The organism is Xanthomonas prunicola, assembly GCF_025266575.1.
Lineage (GTDB): Bacteria > Pseudomonadota > Gammaproteobacteria > Xanthomonadales > Xanthomonadaceae > Xanthomonas > Xanthomonas prunicola.
Genome location: NZ_CP096142.1, coordinates 1,293,986 through 1,312,046 on the forward strand (window position 1 = coordinate 1,293,986; position 18,061 = coordinate 1,312,046).

At 64.5% G+C, this 18,061-nt stretch carries 10 protein-coding genes; 1 reads left to right on the forward strand and 9 read right to left on the reverse strand.

Features of this window, described 5'->3' with window-relative positions:
• Positions 1–384 precede the first annotated feature (384 nt).
• The 9 genes from M0D43_RS05450 to prpB all read right to left on the reverse strand — a co-directional run bounded on the left by M0D43_RS05450 (position 385) and on the right by prpB (position 16,227).
• On the reverse strand, positions 385–5,307 hold the full coding sequence (locus tag M0D43_RS05450; protein WP_425510645.1) for an alpha-2-macroglobulin family protein: 4,923 nt from the start codon (positions 5,305–5,307) through the stop codon (positions 385–387).
• Positions 5,308–5,649: 342 nt separating this feature from the next.
• Entirely contained in the window at positions 5,650–6,642 is a 993-nt protein-coding gene (locus M0D43_RS05455) for a nucleoside hydrolase (protein WP_252163847.1), read from the reverse strand.
• 78 nt (positions 6,643–6,720) lie between these two features.
• Complete coding sequence (locus tag M0D43_RS05460; RefSeq protein ID WP_252163848.1) at positions 6,721–8,937, reverse strand: TonB-dependent receptor; 2,217 nt, start codon at positions 8,935–8,937, stop codon at positions 6,721–6,723.
• A gap of 504 nt (positions 8,938–9,441) precedes the next feature.
• A complete protein-coding gene (gene prpF, locus M0D43_RS05465) occupies positions 9,442–10,629 on the reverse strand; it encodes a 2-methylaconitate cis-trans isomerase PrpF (protein ID WP_252163849.1) in 1,188 nt (395 codons plus the stop codon).
• A gap of 93 nt (positions 10,630–10,722) precedes the next feature.
• Positions 10,723–11,040 carry a type II toxin-antitoxin system RelE/ParE family toxin gene (locus M0D43_RS05470; protein ID WP_252163850.1) on the reverse strand — a complete coding sequence of 106 codons (318 nt, stop codon included), beginning with the start codon at positions 11,038–11,040 and terminating at the stop codon, positions 10,723–10,725.
• Positions 11,037–11,279 carry a type II toxin-antitoxin system ParD family antitoxin gene (locus M0D43_RS05475; RefSeq protein WP_252163851.1) on the reverse strand — a complete coding sequence of 81 codons (243 nt, stop codon included), beginning with the start codon at positions 11,277–11,279 and terminating at the stop codon, positions 11,037–11,039. Before M0D43_RS05475 ends, M0D43_RS05470 begins: the two co-directional genes overlap by 4 nt.
• A gap of 91 nt (positions 11,280–11,370) precedes the next feature.
• On the reverse strand, positions 11,371–13,962 hold the full coding sequence (gene acnD, locus M0D43_RS05480) for a Fe/S-dependent 2-methylisocitrate dehydratase AcnD (RefSeq protein ID WP_252163852.1): 2,592 nt from the start codon (positions 13,960–13,962) through the stop codon (positions 11,371–11,373).
• Positions 13,963–14,100: 138 nt separating this feature from the next.
• Positions 14,101–15,255 (reverse strand): bifunctional 2-methylcitrate synthase/citrate synthase, encoded by a 1,155-nt coding sequence (gene prpC / locus M0D43_RS05485; RefSeq protein WP_252163853.1) that lies wholly within the window; start codon positions 15,253–15,255, stop codon positions 14,101–14,103.
• A gap of 75 nt (positions 15,256–15,330) precedes the next feature.
• The gene (gene prpB, locus M0D43_RS05490; RefSeq protein WP_101363557.1) at positions 15,331–16,227 is read right to left on the reverse strand and encodes a methylisocitrate lyase; all 897 of its coding nucleotides are present in this window, start codon (positions 16,225–16,227) and stop codon (positions 15,331–15,333) included.
• A gap of 143 nt (positions 16,228–16,370) precedes the next feature.
• Between prpB and prpR the strand changes: the two genes are divergently transcribed.
• Positions 16,371–17,987: a propionate catabolism operon regulatory protein PrpR gene (prpR, locus tag M0D43_RS05495; protein WP_252163854.1), complete on the forward strand. Its 1,617-nt coding sequence runs from the start codon at positions 16,371–16,373 to the stop codon at positions 17,985–17,987.
• The last annotated feature ends 74 nt before the right edge of the window (positions 17,988–18,061 follow it).

An 18,061-nucleotide genomic window follows, 5' to 3' on the forward strand; every position in this document is an offset into this window, starting at 1 on the left:
CCGTAAGTTGCGCAGCAATGACGCCGCGTCGATGAGAAAGCACGCCACCGTAGAACCTGGAAATGACTCTCTGGTGTCGCCTGCATCGCACCGAAAAGACAAAGCGCAGCGATGTCGCGGTGTGCGAAGCAAGCACTCAACGAATCGCCAAAACATCGCACATGCCAGCGAAGGCCGCTCTCCCGCAGGGAGAGGGATTGCAGCAAGGGGACGGGGCGGAACCACTCGCGCTGCTCCAACCCACTCAGGCTTCGCTCGCACCCTCACCCGCCTCTCGCGGTGCACCGTCCCCCTCCCCCCATGAAGGGGGCAATGTCCCAATGGGAGAAGGAATCCGGCCATCGGCCTTCTCCCGAGGGGAGAAGGGCCAACCAACCCATCACCTTACGGCTGCACCACCGTCATCGTGGCTGGCGTGCTGCGACCCACACCGCGTAGCTCGGGGCGGTACATGTCTTCCACCAGCGATGGCGGCACCGTGTACGTGCCAGGCGTGACTGCACGGACCAGGTAATACACCTGCGCCTTGCTGCCGGAGGACAGCGCCAGCGCGGCCACATAGCGGTCGTCGCGGAACTCTTCGTGCTTGACGTCGGCGGCGCTGGAACGCTCGCTGATGCCGATGCCGTCCACCACCACGTCCGCCCACTGCTTGGCATCGCCGAGATTGAAATTCTCGATCTCCAGGCCGGCTGGCAGCAGGTCGGTGAGCAAGGCATCGGGCATGCTGCTGTTGGCGGTGATGGTGACGCGCACGATCAACGCCTCGCCTTCCTTGAGCGGACGGGGCGTCCACGGCTTGCCGTCGGTGGTGTACCAGCTACGCTCCACACTGAGATTGCGCGTGTCCGGTTCCGGTGCGCTGCGCGGAATGCCGGCCACTTCCAGGCTGGCGTACATCGGCGCCTCGCCTTGCGGTGCGAACTGCACGCCGCGCGCCAGGACGGCACTGTCGAAACTGCGCCCGAACACACGTGCCGGTGCGATCTGCTGCACCTGGCCGCCCACCGTCAAGGTGCCCGCTACCTGCTTACCCTGCCCACCCATCAAGGCCTTGCCCAAACGCGCCAACGCGACTTGCTCCTGCGTGCTCAACCACAGCCAACCGGTGGCGCGACGCGCGTCCAGCGCGCGGCCCAGGGCCACCGCGCGGGTGTCGTACTCGGGCTTGGACAAACCGCGCTCGTGCAGCAATGCCATCATCAAGGCATCGTCGCGGATCGCGCTGCCGTAATCGCCGAAGTACGGTGGACGCTCGCTACTGTCCTTGGCAAACCCGGCCTTGATCGCCGCATCGCCACGCTTGGTGTCGCCCTGCAGCGACAAGGCGATGCCCAGATGGACCAGCGACAGACCGGTCAGCGCCTTGTCGCGCTGGTTGTCGTACAGCGCGCGCAGCGTGCCCAACGGCGCGCGGTTGACGCGTGCCAGCACATAGCCGGACCAGGCCTGATTGGCGAACTTCAGATTGTCGCGACGGTCCTGCCCGTAGAACTCGTTGCCGCCGGACAGCAGATCTTCGCTCAGGCGATTGAGCGCCTTCTGCAGCACGTTGTCCGGCACCGCGAAACCGGCGTCCTTGGCGTCGAGCAGGAACTCGGCGATGTAGGGCGTCAGGCTTGGATTGCTGTAGCCATCGTCGCCCCACATCGAAAAATGCCCGCTGGCGATCTGCATCGACGCCAAGCGCCCGAACGCTCCTTCCATGCGTTCGCGCCGCTTTGACGCCTCCAGTCCCTGAGTGCCGAGCGCCTTGGCGGTGGCATCGTCGAGCAGCAGTGCTGCATAGCCTTTGCTGGTGGTCTGCTCGGCGCAGCCGTACGGGTACTCCAACGCGCCTTGCAGCGCGCTGGCGAACGGGATCGGCGGCAGTGCGCTGACCACCATGCGCGCGGTCACCGAGCCGGCCATCAGGCCATCGGCAAAACCGCTGTCCAGGGTGATCGGCGCCAGCGGGTCGAGCACGCGCGTCTGCGCACGCAGTACCTGCGGCCAGCCGGCGCGCACCGGCAGCTCGTAGCTGCGATCGGCCTTGAACCCATTGCCGTCCACGCGCACGCGCACCTTGGCCACGCGATAGCCTTCGGTCGCGCTCAGCGGGAAGCTCAGCGTCTGCTTGGCATCCACACCGAGCTTGACGCTGCGCGACGCCTCGCCAATGGCGAGCGGGCCAATGCCCTCGACACGCACATTGAACTCGCCCGGCTTACCGGTGAAGTTCTGCACGTCCAGCGTCACCGTGCTGCGGTCGCCCGGTGCCATCACGCGCGGCATGCTGGCTTCGGCCAGGATCGGCGCGCGCACGATGGTTTCCATGTCGCGGTTGCCGTAACGCGTGTCCGAATACACCAGCGCCGACACCCGCAAGGTGCCGTTGAAATCCGGCACCGGCAGTTGCACGCGTGCGTTGCCACGGGCGTCAAGTTTTACCGAACCGGAGAACAGGTCAACGGTCTGCACGCGCGCGGTCGGGCGCTTGGCCTGCGGCAAGGCTTCCAGCGCCATGTCGCCGCCGAACTTGAGCTTGCCGCTGGCGCCTTCGAAACTTTCGATGACCCGGCCATAGATGTCATAGGAATCGGTTCCCAGACGACGCTGCGCGAAGAACTGCGCGTTGGCATCGGGCACCGGGAAGCGGGTGATGTTGAGGATGCCCACATCCACCGCCGAGATGGTGACGTGCGCCGCCTTGCCCGCCAGCTCCGGCACGCTCACCGTCACCGGCAGCGATTGCTCGGGGCGCATCTGCTTGGGCGCGGACAGACCCACTGCCACGCGGCGCGCCTTGCGATCCATCGGCACATACGCCACACCCACCGCACGCGCGGGAGTGATCTTGCTCGGCGCGGTGCCGCCGCGGAACACCAGCGCGGTGACGTAGACGTCGTGCCGCTCCCAGCTCTCCGTCACCGGAATTTCGAAGGTGCTACCCGGCTTGACGTCGATGTCCTGCACGTACAGCAGCTTGTCGCTTTCCACCAGCAGCACGCCCTTGCCGGCATGCGGCGGGGTCAGCGTGACGGTGAGCGTGTCGCCGGCGCGATAGCCGGTCTTGTCCAGCGCCAGCTTGACCTTGTCCGGGCGCGCGTCCAGGCCGCGGTTTTCGTCGTTCCAGCTCCAGCCGGCACGGAACGGGTAACGCGTGGTCAGCCCGCTTGCCGGGTCGAACACATCCAGGCGGTACTCGCCCCACTCCACCGGGAACTCGATCTTGGCGTTGACGCTGCCCACATCGAGCGTGCGCGTGTCCTTGTTTTCGAAGCGGCGGGTGAAGTCGTAATCCCAATGGTCGTCGGTGTAGTTCCAGTGGTAGTCGCGCAGCTCGCGCACCAGCGTGGCCTTCAGGCCCTTGGCCGGCTGCGACTTGCCATCGGCATCCACGCGGGTGACTTCAAAGCGCGCCGTACCGTTCGCATCGGCGCCGTCCTTGTCGTCGAACAACGGACGCACGCCGACCAGTGCCTTCGCCGGCCACAGCACGCGCTTGAGGGTGCGGGTGACGGTGCGACCGCCGGTTTCATACACGCTGCCGGAGACGACCGCCGCAATCGTGCTGACCGGCTTGGCTTCGGCAGGCAGCGCGATGTCTTCGCGCAGGATGCCGTCACTGCCGAACGTGGTGTCGATCACGTCCTTGGCGTCGCGCGGCAGCTCCAGCGTGGGGTCGCCGAAGAACCAGCCCGGCAAGGACTCGAGCGGGTGCTGCTCGACGCTGACCGCAAGCTTGGCGGTGAAACGGTTGCCGTCGGCCGGCGCGCCATACAGGTACGCGGCATTGGCGACCAGCGTGAACGGCTGGCCGGGGCTCAGGGTCTTTTGGGTGCTGTCCAGATCCAGCTTCATGCGCTCGGGCAGGAACTCTTCCACGCGCACGGTCATGCCCTGCACGGCGTCCTTGCTGGCCGGATCGGTGCGGAATTCCACCTGCCAGCGGCCGGTCGGCGCATCGGCCGGAATCTGCTGGCTGAACTCGAAATAGCCCTGCTCGCCCGGCTGCAGCTTGGTCTCGCGGAAGGTCTTGCCGTCCGGCTGCTTGAGGCGCAGAAATACCGGTTGCGGCTTGGTCGGCTTGCCGTCGTTGTCGCGCAGGATCGCCGACACCCGCATGGTCTCGCCAGGGCGATACAGGTCGCGGCCGGCCCAGGCAAACACGTCGAACCAAGCGCCCTGACGCCCTGCCACGGCGAACTCGCTCAGATCCAATGCCGGCTGATTGAACGGCAGCAGCGAGATATCGGTCTTGCTGCGCGCGGTCAGCACATGGCCGGCATCGAGCGTGTAGTTGAGCAGCGCGTTGCCGTTACCGTCGGTCGCACCTTTCAGGAACAACTCGCCCTTGGCATCGAGGATGCGCAGTTCCACGTTCTTGAGCGCCTCGCCACTCTGCAACGAGGCGGTGTGCACGAACAGCTTGTCCTTGTAGGCGCGCGTGTGCAGGCCGATGTCGCTGACGGTGAAGAACGCGGTGTCAAATTCATTTTCGAAACTGCCCGCACGCTTCATCACCGCAAAGTACAGGCCCGGCTCCTGCAGTTCCTTGATGTCCTGCGTCGGCAGGTAGGTCAGCACGCGCTCGTTCTGCTTGCCGCCAAGAATGAAGCGATTGACATACACCGGGTCGGCCAGCTTGGACAGCGGCTCCTTGCCGCTGTACTCGCTCTCCAGTTCCCAGCTGCCACGGCGCCCGCCGCGCTGGAAATGCTGGAAAAATGCCGGCAGCGACTTCTCGCGCACGCGCAGGAACTCGACGTCCACTTCCGGCACGTTCACCGACACCACCGGCAGACCACGGCTCTCACGCGCCGGCAGCACGCTGCCCTGCGAAGCGAACCCGGCCACTGGCTTGAGTTCCCCGGTGTAGACCTTCTGCTTGAGCGGCTTACCCAGGCGACTGCCGTCGGCGGCCAACAGGTTGGCGTCGACCAGCACGGTGTAGTCCTTGGCCGCTTCCACATAGGGGTAGCGCAGGGTCTTGCCGTCATCGGACAGCGACCAGCTGCTGTCGCCGGTGCCGACTTTTTCTTCGAAACGCACCAGCGCATCGAAATCCTGCGTCCCCACCAGCGGACGCGAAAATTCCAGCGCCAGCGACAAACCGTCGCCGGTCTGGTCGGGATAGGCACGCGCCAACGCGAAGCCGGTGATGGTCTGCTTGTCGGCCTTGATCGCCTCGCCGCTGGCGGCAGGCAGCTGGCCGCTTTCGTTGCGCTTGCACGCCACTGCGCCGATCGCCACGGCCAGCAGCACCACCCACAGCAGCATGCGCCGCGCACCAAACCACCTCATCCCTGATTGCTGCCTGTCCATTCGCGCTGTCCCATGACTGAGACGGCCAGTATAGCGGCGCGCATCCTGCGGAGGCCGGGTACGTCAGCCCCGCGCCCTCATCCGGCGCTGCGCGCCACCTTCTCCCGCCTGCAGGAGAAGGCAAGGGCGATGCTGCTCACCTCCACGTTACCAATGCTGTCTTCACCGCCTGCCAGCGCTGTCTTGCCCGCCTACAATGCTGCCTTCCCCCGCTCGCGGGGGAAGGTGCCAGAAGGGCGGATGGAGGCGCTTTCAAACCACCCCACCGTCATCCCGCGCTGCGCACCACTGTCTCCCGCGAGCGGGAGAAGGATTTCCAGGAACGGCCTTCGGCACGCTTGCTCAGCGCAGCAGTTGCTGCATGTACAACGCCGTCCATGCCGGCTTGTCCACGCGCAGGCAGGCCTGCACGTTCGGCGTGCCTGGCCCCTCGCGCGTATAGCCCTGCGCATCGACGTCCAGATGCAGTGGCGTGGTCGGGCACAATGCGGGACGCAGCAGCCAGGCTACCGGCACGGCATCGAACAAGGTCGGTGTTGCACTGGCCCAGGGCTGGTCGGTATTGCGCCACTGGTAGTAGAGCTGGGTGAGCGCGTCGGTCAGGCCGTCGCCGTGCGCAAACAGTGCAATGCGCTCGGGCTCTTCCAGCGTGATCTGCGTGGCATCCAGTGGCAACAACACGATCGGCACCCCGGCCGCGAACACGCGCTGCGCTGCCCGCACATCGGCCAGAATGTTGTACTCCGGCGCGGGCGCACTGGCCGGACGATACGCAGACTTGCCGTAGCCCACCCGCACCGATCCGCCCATCGCCACCACACGCTTGAGCTTGGCAAAGCCGGCCGGATCGCGTTGTTGCGCCAGCGCAGCATCGGTCATCGGCCCCAGCACCAGCAAGGTGACCTCACCCGGATGCTGGCGCGCCTGCTGCAGGATCATCGCCGCCGCATCCGGCAGCGCAGACGGCACCTGCCCCTTGGCCGCCCAACGTGCCTGGCTGAAAGCACTGCTGCTGGTGGTGCGCGCACCCACCGCGAGCGGAATCTCGCTGCGCCCGGCCTGCTGCAACAACCGCTGCAGCAACTGCACACGCAACGTGGTGTCGCCCCACGCCGATGCGATGCCCAGCACCTGCAACTGCGGGCTACGTAGCAGCAGCCCCAACGCAAACGCATCGTCGATGTCGTCGCCGATGTCGGTGGAAACCACCACTTTCTCGGTCTGCACCGATGCAGGCGTGGATTGCACCGCCGCCACAGGCTGCTGCGCCCATACGGCTGTCGACATGCACCACATCGCCATCAGTACCCACGCGCGTTGCCAGGTCCGCTGCATCTGCCCACTCCTGCTGCCATAAAAAAAAACCGCCGGCATGATCGCCGGCGGTTCGATACTGCTACACCACGGCGCCGATCAGAAGTTGGCGCGGAACTGCGCACCCACGATGCGCGGGTCGTTGATGAAGCCGGTGAGATTGTTGAAGTCGATCGCACCGGTGACGCGGATCTGGTTGGTGCAGTTGCGGCAGAACACCGACAGCTCGTATGCACCGGCGCCCCAGTTGTAGCCGATCTTGGCGCCACCTTCGACCAGCGGCTGGCCGGTGAATTCCTTGGAGTCGTACAGGAAGAAATTCACTTCGCTGCGGTAGGACCAGTCGGTGTAGAAGAACAGTTCGCCGTCGTTGCCCATCGGGATGCCGTAACGCAGGGTTGCGTTGGCCATCCACTTGGCGGCCTGCGGCAGATCGTTGCCGTCGATCACGGCGCGACCGGCCGCGTTGATCGGATCGGTCACGGTGCAGGTGCGGCACACGCCCACCGACAGGTTCGGGTCGTCGATGCGGGTCCAGTTGTAGGCGCCACCGGCAGTGACGCGCAGGTTCTGGGTGAGCAGGGCTTCGAAATCGAATTCGGCGCCGCGCGCCTTGGTCTTGTCGGCATTGAGCAGACGCACGTCATTGGACGCGCCACCCACCGCGGTGAGCTGCTGGTTCTTCACCCGGAAATCGTAGACGTCGAAGCTCAGACGCGCGCGGTTGTCGAACAGGTCCGACTTGATGCCGACCTCGAACGAATCCACCGTCTCCGGCTCGGCCACAGTCAGCGGCGCGGTGCCAGAGGGCACGCCGAAGCTGGCGCCGCGGAAGCCGCGTGCGGCACGGGCGTACACGTTGACGTCGTCGTTGATGGCGAAGGTGGCCGCCAGATCGCCGGTGACCTTGGAGTTGTCGGTCTGCCCGCTGGACGGCTCGACCAGGGTGACGCGGTCCAGCGCCAGCACGTCGAAGGTCTTCTTGTCGTAGGTGTAACGGATGCCGGCGCGCAGGTTCAAACGGTCGGTCGCCGCGTAGTTCAATGAACCGAACGCCGCCCACGAAGTATTGCGCTGGCGGGTCAGCTGATAGCTGGCCAGGTCGCCGCCGCTGAAGGTGTTGTAGGTGTAGTTTTCGCCTTCCACATCGTCGTGGAAGTAGTACAGGCCGGCCTGCCAGTTGAGCGGGCCTTCGTACTGGGATTCGGCCCGCACTTCCTGGCTGTACTGGTCCAGGCTCTTGATGCCGCCGGCGGTTTCCACCGGGAACGGAATCACGCCCGGGCCCGACGGCGGTGCGAACACTGCGCCGAAGCCGCCATCGATATCGCCGCGGCTGTAGTACTTGCCAATGCCTTCGTAGGCGGTGATCGAGTGCAGCGCGATATCGCCCAGATCCCAGGTCAGGTTGGCGCTGCCGCCGTAGGTCTGCAGTTCCTGGCGATTGGCACCGTCGATGAAGGATTTTTCAGGATCGAAGCCATCCACCAGCTGGTTGGTACCCGGCTGGATGATGTTGGCGCGGAACAGGCGTGCGGTGCCGTCCAGGTGACGCGCATGCGCGTTGAACAGCGCACTGAAATCATCGCTGGCCTGGTACAGCAGCTGCAGGCGCACGGCCGAATCGGTATAGCCTTCCAGATCGCGGCCATCGCGGTTTTCCACCCAATCGTCGCGGCGCTGGCCCAAGGTGGACAGACGCGCTGCCCAATGGTCGCCCATCGCGATGCTCAGGCCGCTTTCCAGGGTCATGGTGCCGTAGGTGCCGTAGGACAGGCTGGCGTAGCCGTCATTGGCGCCGATGGTCGGCTTGACCGAGTTGAACTTGACCACGCCGGCCGGCGTGTTGCGGCCGAACAGCGTGCCCTGCGGCCCGCGCAGCACTTCCAGGCCTTCCAGATCGAAGATCGGGAAACCCTTCAGGAACGCGTTTTCCTGCACCACGTCGTCATAGATCAACGACACCGGCTGCGAAGCATAGGTATTGAAGTCGGTGTTGCCGTAGCCGCGGATGTAGACGCGCGGGAACACACGGCCGTTGGAGGATTCGATGTTGAGGCTGGGCGCCTTGCCGGCCAGCACGCGGATGTCCGAGCCGCTGGTGGAGATGGCATCCAGGAATTCCGGGCGCAGCACCGATGCAGAAACCGGCACGTCCTTGGAGTCTTCCGAACGACGCTCGACCGTGACCTTGACCGCATCCAGACGCACGACACCGTCGTCGCTGGGCGCCTGCTGGGCGGCGGCATAAAGCGGAAGAAGGGAAACGACGGCGACGGCGAGCGCGCTGATCTTGAGCGACCGGCTGGCGGACATGGGGAGAACTCCGGATTCTGGTGGCGGGGCGGCCCGGCCTGCGTGCCGCGGTGCAACAGAATTAACACGATTTACACAAATATGGCAGAGCCCGTACGAAAAAGTTTCCATAATTCGAAAATTCGTTCTAATTAATGCAACACGCCCCGTCAATTTGTGCGATGGCGCATGGAGAGTCTCAGTTAAGCATGCTTGTCACGCCACGCTCCTGCGCCGGGCTTGCGCCATTCGCTGAGCAAGAGAATGTCCATCCACAGCATCGGCGACCATCCAGCGCCTGGACATATGCCAAACCGCAAGGCGAACGACCCGGCTCTACCGCTTACATCTGGAACGCCGGTGCGCGGCGGCTCCGGCTAACACGCGCGCGTGCCACCACTGCCACACCGTGCAACCGACTGGCGCCCGACCGAAGCGATGCAACCATCGCACGCAACATCGCTAGCGCCCCTCTAACCGACGCGTGCGCGGTGTGCATCCAAGCCATCCCACATCCTGTGCCGGTCACTCAGGACCCGGCACCCGCACCCAGCCTTCCATCAGCACCCGCGCGCTGCGGCTCATCAGTGCCTTGGTCACCTGCCACTGGCCATCGACCAGTGTCGCCTCCGCACCGACGCGCAAGCTGCCGGACGGATGGCCGAAGCGCACCGCCGTCCGCGTCGTGCCACCGGCAGCCAGATTGACCAGGGTGCCGGGAACGGCAGCAGCGGTTCCGATGGCGACGGCGGCAGTGCCCATCATCGCGTGGTGCAACTTGCCCATCGACATCGCGCGCACCAGCAGATCGATCTCGTCCGCATGCACCGGCTTGCCGCTGGACGCGGTGTAGTCGGCCGGCGGCGCGACAAAGGCGACTTTGGGCGTGTGCTGACGCGTAACGGCGTCCTCGACGCTGGCAATCAACCCCATCCGCACTGCGCCATGCGCGCGCAATGTTTCGAACATGCGCAGCGCGCGCGCATCGCCGTTGATCGCCTCCTGCAATTCGGTGCCGGTGTAACCCAGCTCGTGCGCATTGACGAAGATGGTCGGGATACCGGCATTGATCAACGTGGCGGCGATCGTACCCAGACCGGGAATCTCCAACTGGTCGATCAGATTGCCGGTAGGAAACATCGCACCGCCCTCGCCCTCGGTCGCATCGGCGGGGTCGAGAAATTCCAGCTGCACTTCGGCGGCGGGAAAGGTCACCCCATCCAGCTCGAAGTCGCCGGTTTCCTGCACCACCCCATCGGTCATCGGTACGTGCGCCACGATGGTCTTGCCGATATTGGCCTGCCAGATCCGCACGGTCGCCACGCCATCACGCGGCACGCGTGCGGAATCGATCAAGCCGCTGGAAATTGCAAACGGACCGACCGCCGCCGACAGATTGCCGCAGTTGCCGCTCCAATCCACAAACGCACGATCGATGGACACCTGCCCGAACAGATAGTCCACATCGTGCCCGTCGCGCGTACTGGCAGACACGATCACGCTCTTGCTGGTGCTGGAGGTCGCCCCGCCCATGCCATCGATCTGCTTGGCATACGGATCGGGGCTGCCGATCACCCGCAGCAACAAGGCATCGCGTTCAGCGCCTGGCTGCTGTGCGGCCACGGGCAGATCCTGCAGGCGGAAAAACACGCCCTTGCTGGTACCGCCACGCATGTAGGTGGCGGGGATGCGGAGTTGGGGTAGATGGGTCATTGGTTTGGTCTATCTCGGTTGAGCGTTATCGCAGCACAGACGCGCCGACTGCGGCATTGCCAGAAGCGTTGGGCGAAACTCGCATCGAACCGTTCAGGCGTCGTCGCTTATCCACGCAGGAATATCGCGCTGCATCTGCAGCACACGCCAGATGACGATGTCCGCGTCGCATTCGATGTAGAAAATCAAATAGGGAAATCCCGTGGGTGGCCACGAGCGCAGGTCCTGCAGCCTTAGCAGCACCGCATGTCGGCTGGAACCGACACCCGGGTGCTGCATCAGCGTCTTGAGCGCCGACTCCAGCGCGTTGGTAAATGCCCCCTCCAGCGCAAGCCCACCTTGTTCGCCGTACCCCGCGGCAGCTTCATCGATATCGCGCAGCGCCAGCGGACGCCAGTGCGCGGGCTTCACTTGCCGGCGACGCGGGCCTGCGCACGCGCACGCATCTTGTCGAAATAATCGGGCTCCATTGCCAAGGCCGGCCCGGAGTTGGCCCCATCCAGCAGCAACCCACGCAGTTGTTCCACATCGCGCTGTTTGCGGATCAGTTCGCGCAGATACTCACTGCTGGAACCGTAGGCATGCTCCTGGACTTGCTGATCGACAAACTGCTTGAGCTCGTCGGGCAAGGAGATATTCATCGTGGCCATGCTGCCTCCGGATGGCAAAGATTGCCAAAGTGTGCGCGCCTGCCTGGGCAGGTGCAAGCGGGCGATCTAGCGCCCTCAGTCATCAAAGGCATCAGGCCGCCGAGGCCTCAAGAAAATCCTGCGCAAACCGCTGCAGCACGCCGCCCGCCGCGTAGATCGACACTTCTTCGGCAGTATCCAGACGGCAGGTCACCGGCACCTGCACCTGCTCGCCGTTGCGCCGATGGATCGAGAGCGTCAGCGTCGCGCCCGGCGTACGCTCACCCATGACATCGAATGTTTCGCTGCCGTCGATGCCCAGGGTCTTGCGATCGATACCCGGCTTGAACTCCAGCGGCAACACGCCCATGCCGATCAGGTTGGTGCGGTGAATCCGCTCGAAACCTTCGGCCACGATCGCTTCCACGCCTGCCAGCCGCACGCCCTTGGCCGCCCAGTCGCGCGAAGAGCCCTGCCCGTAGTCGGCGCCGGCAATGATGATCAATGGCTGTTTGCGCGTCATGTAGGTTTCGATCGCCTCCCACATCCGCACGACCTGTCCTTCAGGCTCCAGACGCGTCAGCGAGCCTGCGGTGACCTGGCCATCGACCACCGCCATTTCGTTGACCAGCTTGGGGTTGGCGAAGGTCGCGCGTTGCGCGGTGAGGTGATCGCCGCGATGGGTGGCATAGGAATTGAAGTCTTCCTCCGGCACGCCCATCTGCGCCAGATATTCGCCCGCCGCACTGCTGGCCAGGATCGCGTTGGAGGGCGACAGGTGGTCGGTGGTGATGTTGTCGCCCAGCACCGCCAGCGCACGCATGCCATGCAATGTGCGTGCACCGGCCAGCGCGCCCTCCCAATACGGTGGACGGCGAATATACGTACTGGTCGGGCGCCAGTCGTACAGCGGGCTCACGCGCGCGCCCTGCCCGACGCTGCGCTTGAACATCGGGTCATACACGCTGCGGAAATGCTCCGGCTTGACGCTGCGCGCCACCACCGCATCGATCTCCGCATCGCTCGGCCATAGGTCCTTGAGCGTCACCGCCACGCCATCGGCATCCATGCCCAGCACGTCTTTTTCGATATCGAAGCGCACCGTGCCGGCAATCGCATACGCAATCACCAACGGCGGCGAAGCGAGAAACGCCTGCTTGGCATATGGATGGATGCGCCCATCGAAATTGCGGTTGCCCGACAACACCGCCGTGGCATACAGATCGCGGTCGATGATCTCCTGCTGGATCACCGGATCCAGCGCACCACTCATGCCGTTACAGGTGGTGCAGGCGAACGCCACGATGCCGAAGCCCAGCTGCTCCAGCTCGCCCAGCAGGCCGGCCTCTTCCAGATACAGCTGCACCGCCTTGGAACCGGGCGCCAGCGAACTTTTCACCCAGGGTTTGCGCGTCAATCCGCGTGCGTTGGCATTGCGCGCCAGCAAGCCTGCGGCAATGACATTGCGTGGGTTGGAGGTATTGGTGCACGAGGTAATCGCGGCAATGATCACCGCGCCATCCGGCATCTGGCCCGGCACCGCGTCCCAGACGCCGGCAATGCCGCGCTCGGCCAGCTCGCTGGTCGCCACCCGCTTGTGCGGGTTGGACGGGCCGGCCATGTTGCGTACCACGCTCGACAGATCGAACTGCAGCACGCGTTCGTACTGCGCGGTGACCAGATCGTCGGCCCACAAGCCGGTGTGCCGCGCATAGGTTTCCACCAGCGCAATCTGCGCGTCTTCGCGACCGGTCAGCCGCAGGTAGTCGATGGTCTGCTGGTCGATATAGAACATCGCCGCCGTCGCACCGAATTCCGGCGTCATATTGGAGATGGTGGCGCGGTCGCCGATGGTCAGCGCGCTGGCGCCGGCGCCGTAAAACTCAAGATACGCCCCCACCACGCGCTGCTGCCGCAGAAATTCGGTCAAGGCCAGCACGATGTCGGTCGCAGTGATGCCCGGTGCCGGCCGGCCGGTCAATTCCACGCCAATGATGTCCGGCAAACGCATCCACGAGGCACGCCCCAGCATCACGTTCTCCGCTTCCAATCCGCCCACGCCCACCGCGATCACACCCAGTGCATCCACATGCGGCGTGTGGCTGTCGGTGCCCACGCAGGTATCCGGGAACGCCACGCCGTCCAGGGTGTAGATCACCGGCGACATCTTCTCCAGATTGATCTGATGCATGATCCCGTTGCCTGGCGGAATCACTTCCATGTTCTCGAACGCACGCTTGGTCCATTCGATGAAATGAAAGCGATCGGCATTGCGGCGGTCTTCCACGCTGCGATTTTTTTCAAAGGCCTGCTTGTCAAACCCGGCGTACTCCACCGCCAGCGAGTGATCGACGATCAGCTGCACCGGCACCACCGGATTGACCTGCGCCGGATCCCCACCCTGCTCGGCGATGGCGTCGCGCAGGCCGGCCAGATCCACCAACGCGGTCTGGCCCAGGATGTCGTGGCAGACCACGCGCGCGGGAAACCAGGGAAAGTCCAGATCGCGCTTGCGCTCGATCAACTGACGCAGGTAGGCCTCCAGCAGCTGCGGCTCGGCGCGCCGCACCAGGTTTTCGGCATGCACGCGCGCGGTGTACGGCAGCGTTGCATAGGCGCCGGGCTGCAGCGCATCCACTGCGGTGCGTGCATCGAAGTAATCCAATGAGGTGCCCGGCAAGGGCTTGCGGTACTGGCTGTTCATGGCTGGCGATATCGAAGCGGACGAAGTTTTTCGCGGTTGCGGTGCTGCTATCGCGGCGCCGCTGCGACTGCAGCCCTTCTCCAGCAAGCGGGAGAAGGTGCCCGAAGGGCGGATGAGGGCCCACGCCCCCACACACTCTCAGGGACGCTGATCCAACGGCACGAATACCTGATCTTCCGGACCGGTGTAGTTGGCCGACGGGCGAATGATCTTGCCATCCACGCGCTGCTCGATGATGTGCGCGCTCCAGCCGGCAGTGCGCGCGAGTACGAACAGCGGCGTGAACATCGCCGTCGGCACGCCCATCATGTGATAGCTCACCGCACTGAACCAGTCCAGGTTCGGGAACATCTTCTTGATGTCCCACATCACCGTCTCCAGGCGTTCGGCGATGTCGTACATCTTGCGGCTGCCCTGCTCCTCGGACAGCTCGCGCGCGACTTCCTTGATTACCTTGTTGCGCGGATCGGACACGGTATAGACCGGATGGCCGAAGCCGATCACCACTTCCTTGCGCTCAACACGTGCCTTGATATCGGCTTCTGCTTCATCCGGGGTGTCGTAGCGCTTCTGCACTTCGAAGGCCACTTCGTTGGCGCCACCATGCTTGGGCCCGCGCAATGCGCCGATACCGCCGGCAATGGCGCTGTACATATCACTGCCGGTGCCGGCGATCACGCGGCATGCAAACGTGGAGGCGTTGAACTCGTGCTCGGCATACAGGATCAGGCTAGTGTGCATTGCGCGCACCCACGAGTCTTTCGGCGCAAAGCCATGCAGCAGATGCAGGAAGTGCCCACCGATCGAATCATCGTCGGTTTCCACGTCGATGCGTTTGCCGTTGTGGCTGTAGTGATACCAGTACAGCAGCATCGAGCCCAGCGAGGCCATCAACTTGTCGGCGATGTCACGCGCGCCAGGATGGTTGTGGTCGTCCTTTTCCGGCTGCAGGCAGCCCAGCACCGAGACACCGGTGCGCATCACATCCATCGGGTGCGCCGATGGCGGCAATTGTTCCAGTGCAGTTTTCACTGCAGCCGGCACACCGCGCAGCGAACGCAGCTTGGCCTTGTAACCGCGCAGTTCGCCGCTGTTGGGCAGCTTGCCGTGCACCAGCAGGTAGGCAATCTCTTCGAACTCGCTGGTCGTGGCCAGATCGAGAATGTCGTAGCCGCGGTAATGCAGATCATTGCCGCTACGCCCCACCGTGCACAGGGCCGTGTTGCCGGCGGCAGTACCGGACAAGGCAACGGATTTTTTCGGCTTGAAACCAGGATTGACGGTGTCGTTCATGCGATGAGCTCCCAAACTGTGTCGTGCCGCGGTAGGGCTGACGAGGTGGCAATGAAGGTGATCAGCAACGCGTAATCATGCGCCTTTGCGTGCAAACAAGGCATCCAGGCGTTGTTCGTAATCGTGGTAGCCGATGCGCTCGTACAGCTCTTCGCGCGTCTGCATCGTTTCCAGCACCGCTTGTTGATGGCCGTCGCGCCGGATGGCGGTGTAGACGTCCTCGGCGGCCTTGTTCGCCGCGCGAAAGGCCGACAGCGGAAACAACTGGATCGCCACACCGGCAGCGGCAAGTTGGTCGCGCGTAAACAGCGGCGTCTTGCCGAACTCGGTGATGTTGGCAAGCACCGGTACGCCCACCGCATCGACAAAACGCTTGTACGTCTCAAGATCGTAGGCAGCCTCGGCGAAGATGCCATCCGCCCCGGCCTCCACGCAGGCGATGGCGCGCTCGATCGCCGCGTCCACGCCTTCCATCTGGATGGCATCGGTCCGCGCGATCAAAAAGAACGCCGGATCGATCTTGGCATCGGCCGCCGCCTTGACCCGGTCCACCATCTCGCCCTGACTGACGATCTCCTTGCCAGGCCGATGCCCGCAGCGCTTGGCGCCGACCTGGTCTTCGATATGGCAGCCGGCCGCGCCCGCCTTGATCAGCGATTTGATGGTGCGCTCGATGTTGAACGCGCTCGGCCCGAAGCCGGTGTCCACGTCCACCAACAACGGCAACGCGCACACATCGGTGATGCGGCGCACATCGATCAGCACGTCTTCCAACGTGTTGATGCCCAGGTCCGGCAGCCCCAGCGAACCGGCCGCCACGCCGCCGCCAGACAGGTAAATCGCCTGGTAGCCGGCGCGCTGGGCCAGCAGTGCATGGTTGGCGTTGATCGCGCCGATCACTTGCAGCGGCGATTCGGCAGCCAGCGCGGCCCGGAAACGCGTGCCGGCAGAAGAGGGGGACGAAGGCGTCATGGCGGTTCCTTGGATGGATATGGGTTAGGCGCAAACAGCGTGCCAAGTACAAGCTATTGATTCTGATGTAATCCACCGGCGCAAATGTTGCAAATTTGCAACAATCGATTCACCATGAAACACCACTGAAACACAGCAACACAATGCGCAGCTCCGCCCTTCCGACGACCGCAGACGCCTCCCTACCCATCATCTGGACCGTCAGCGTGTCGCGCCTGACCGGACTGCTGGCCGATGTCATTCCCGAGTTCGACACGCGCGCGCGTATCGAGCAGATCAACCTCGGCTTTGCCGAAGCAGTAGAGGTCATCGGCCAGCGCCTGCGCCGCGAACGCTGTGACGTCCTGGTCGCTGGGGGCTCCAATGCCGCCTACCTGCGCAGCCGGCTCGCGCTGCCGCTGGCACCGATCCAGGCCACCGGCTTCGATCTAATGGAAGCGCTGGCGCGTGCGCGCCGCATCGCGCCACGCATCGGCGTGGTCACCCATGCCAGCGATGTGCCCTCGTTTCGCGCCTTCCAGCACAGCTTCGATCTGGAGATCGAACACCGCCGTTTTGTCACCGCCGAAGACGCACGCGACTGCATTGCCGACCTGCGCGCCAGCGGCATCCAGGTCATCGTCGGCACCGGTATGGCGATCGATTTCGCCGAGCAGGCCGGGCTACCCGGCGTGCTGCTGTATTCGGCCGATTCGGTGCGCCAAGCATTGGAACACGCCATCGCGCTGGGTACCGCTCCGAGCACGGATCGCCCCGCCGGCCGCACCGTCACGCGCCGAGCACGACGAGCCGATGCCCTGCTGGGCGAAGACAGCGCGATGCTGCAGGTGCGCGAGTTGATCCAACTCTACGCACCGCATGCCGGCACCGTGTTGATCAGCGGCGAGACCGGCACCGGGAAGGAACTGGTTGCACGGCAACTGCATGCTGGCAGTCGACGCCGCGGCCGTTTCGTGGCGATTAACTGCGGCGCCATCAGTGAGTCGCTGCTGGAAGCGGAATTGTTCGGCTACAGCGATGGCGCCTTCACCGGCGCGCGCCGCGGCGGGCATACCGGCCTGATCGAAGCCGCACAGGACGGCACGCTATTTCTCGACGAAATCGGCGAGTTGCCCATGCCGCTGCAAACGCGGTTGTTACGCGTATTGGAAGAACGCGAAGTGCTGCGCGTTGGCGCAACGATGCCCATTGCGGTCGACGTGCGCGTTGTCGCCGCCAGCCTGCAGGAACTGCAGCACCTGGTCGAACAAGGCCGCTTCCGCCGCGACCTGTTCTATCGCCTCGCCGCACTTCGCATCGCCCTGCCGCCGTTGCGCAACCGCCGCAACGACATCGCGCTGTTGCTTGCACATTATTTCGAGCAACTTGGCAGCATTGCATCGCCGTTGTCGCCAGCGGCATTGCAACGTCTGCAACACCACAGCTGGCCCGGCAATGTGCGCGAGCTGCGCAACCTGGTCGAACGCTTGTGCATTCACTGGAAAGCCCAACCGCACAACAGCCTCGACCCGGAGCAACTCGAACGCTGGGCGCCGGAATTATTCGATACGCAGCGCGGCAACCGCCACGCACCGCGTGAGCACGCCGACCTGGCAACCTCTCGCCTGCAACTCACCGCCGCCGCCGTTGGCGCGGCACTGGACCGCGCCAACGGCAACCGCGCCCTCGCCGCGCAAGCACTCGGCGTCTCGCGCACCACGTTGTGGCGCTGGATGCAGGCACAGGCGTCGGCGCGTACGCAAGACCCAGACGTGCGGTGACAGGATTCAGTCGCACCACACATGCACTTCGTCTTTCCCACTCTGGCGGGCATCGAAGGCGTGGCATTGCGCGC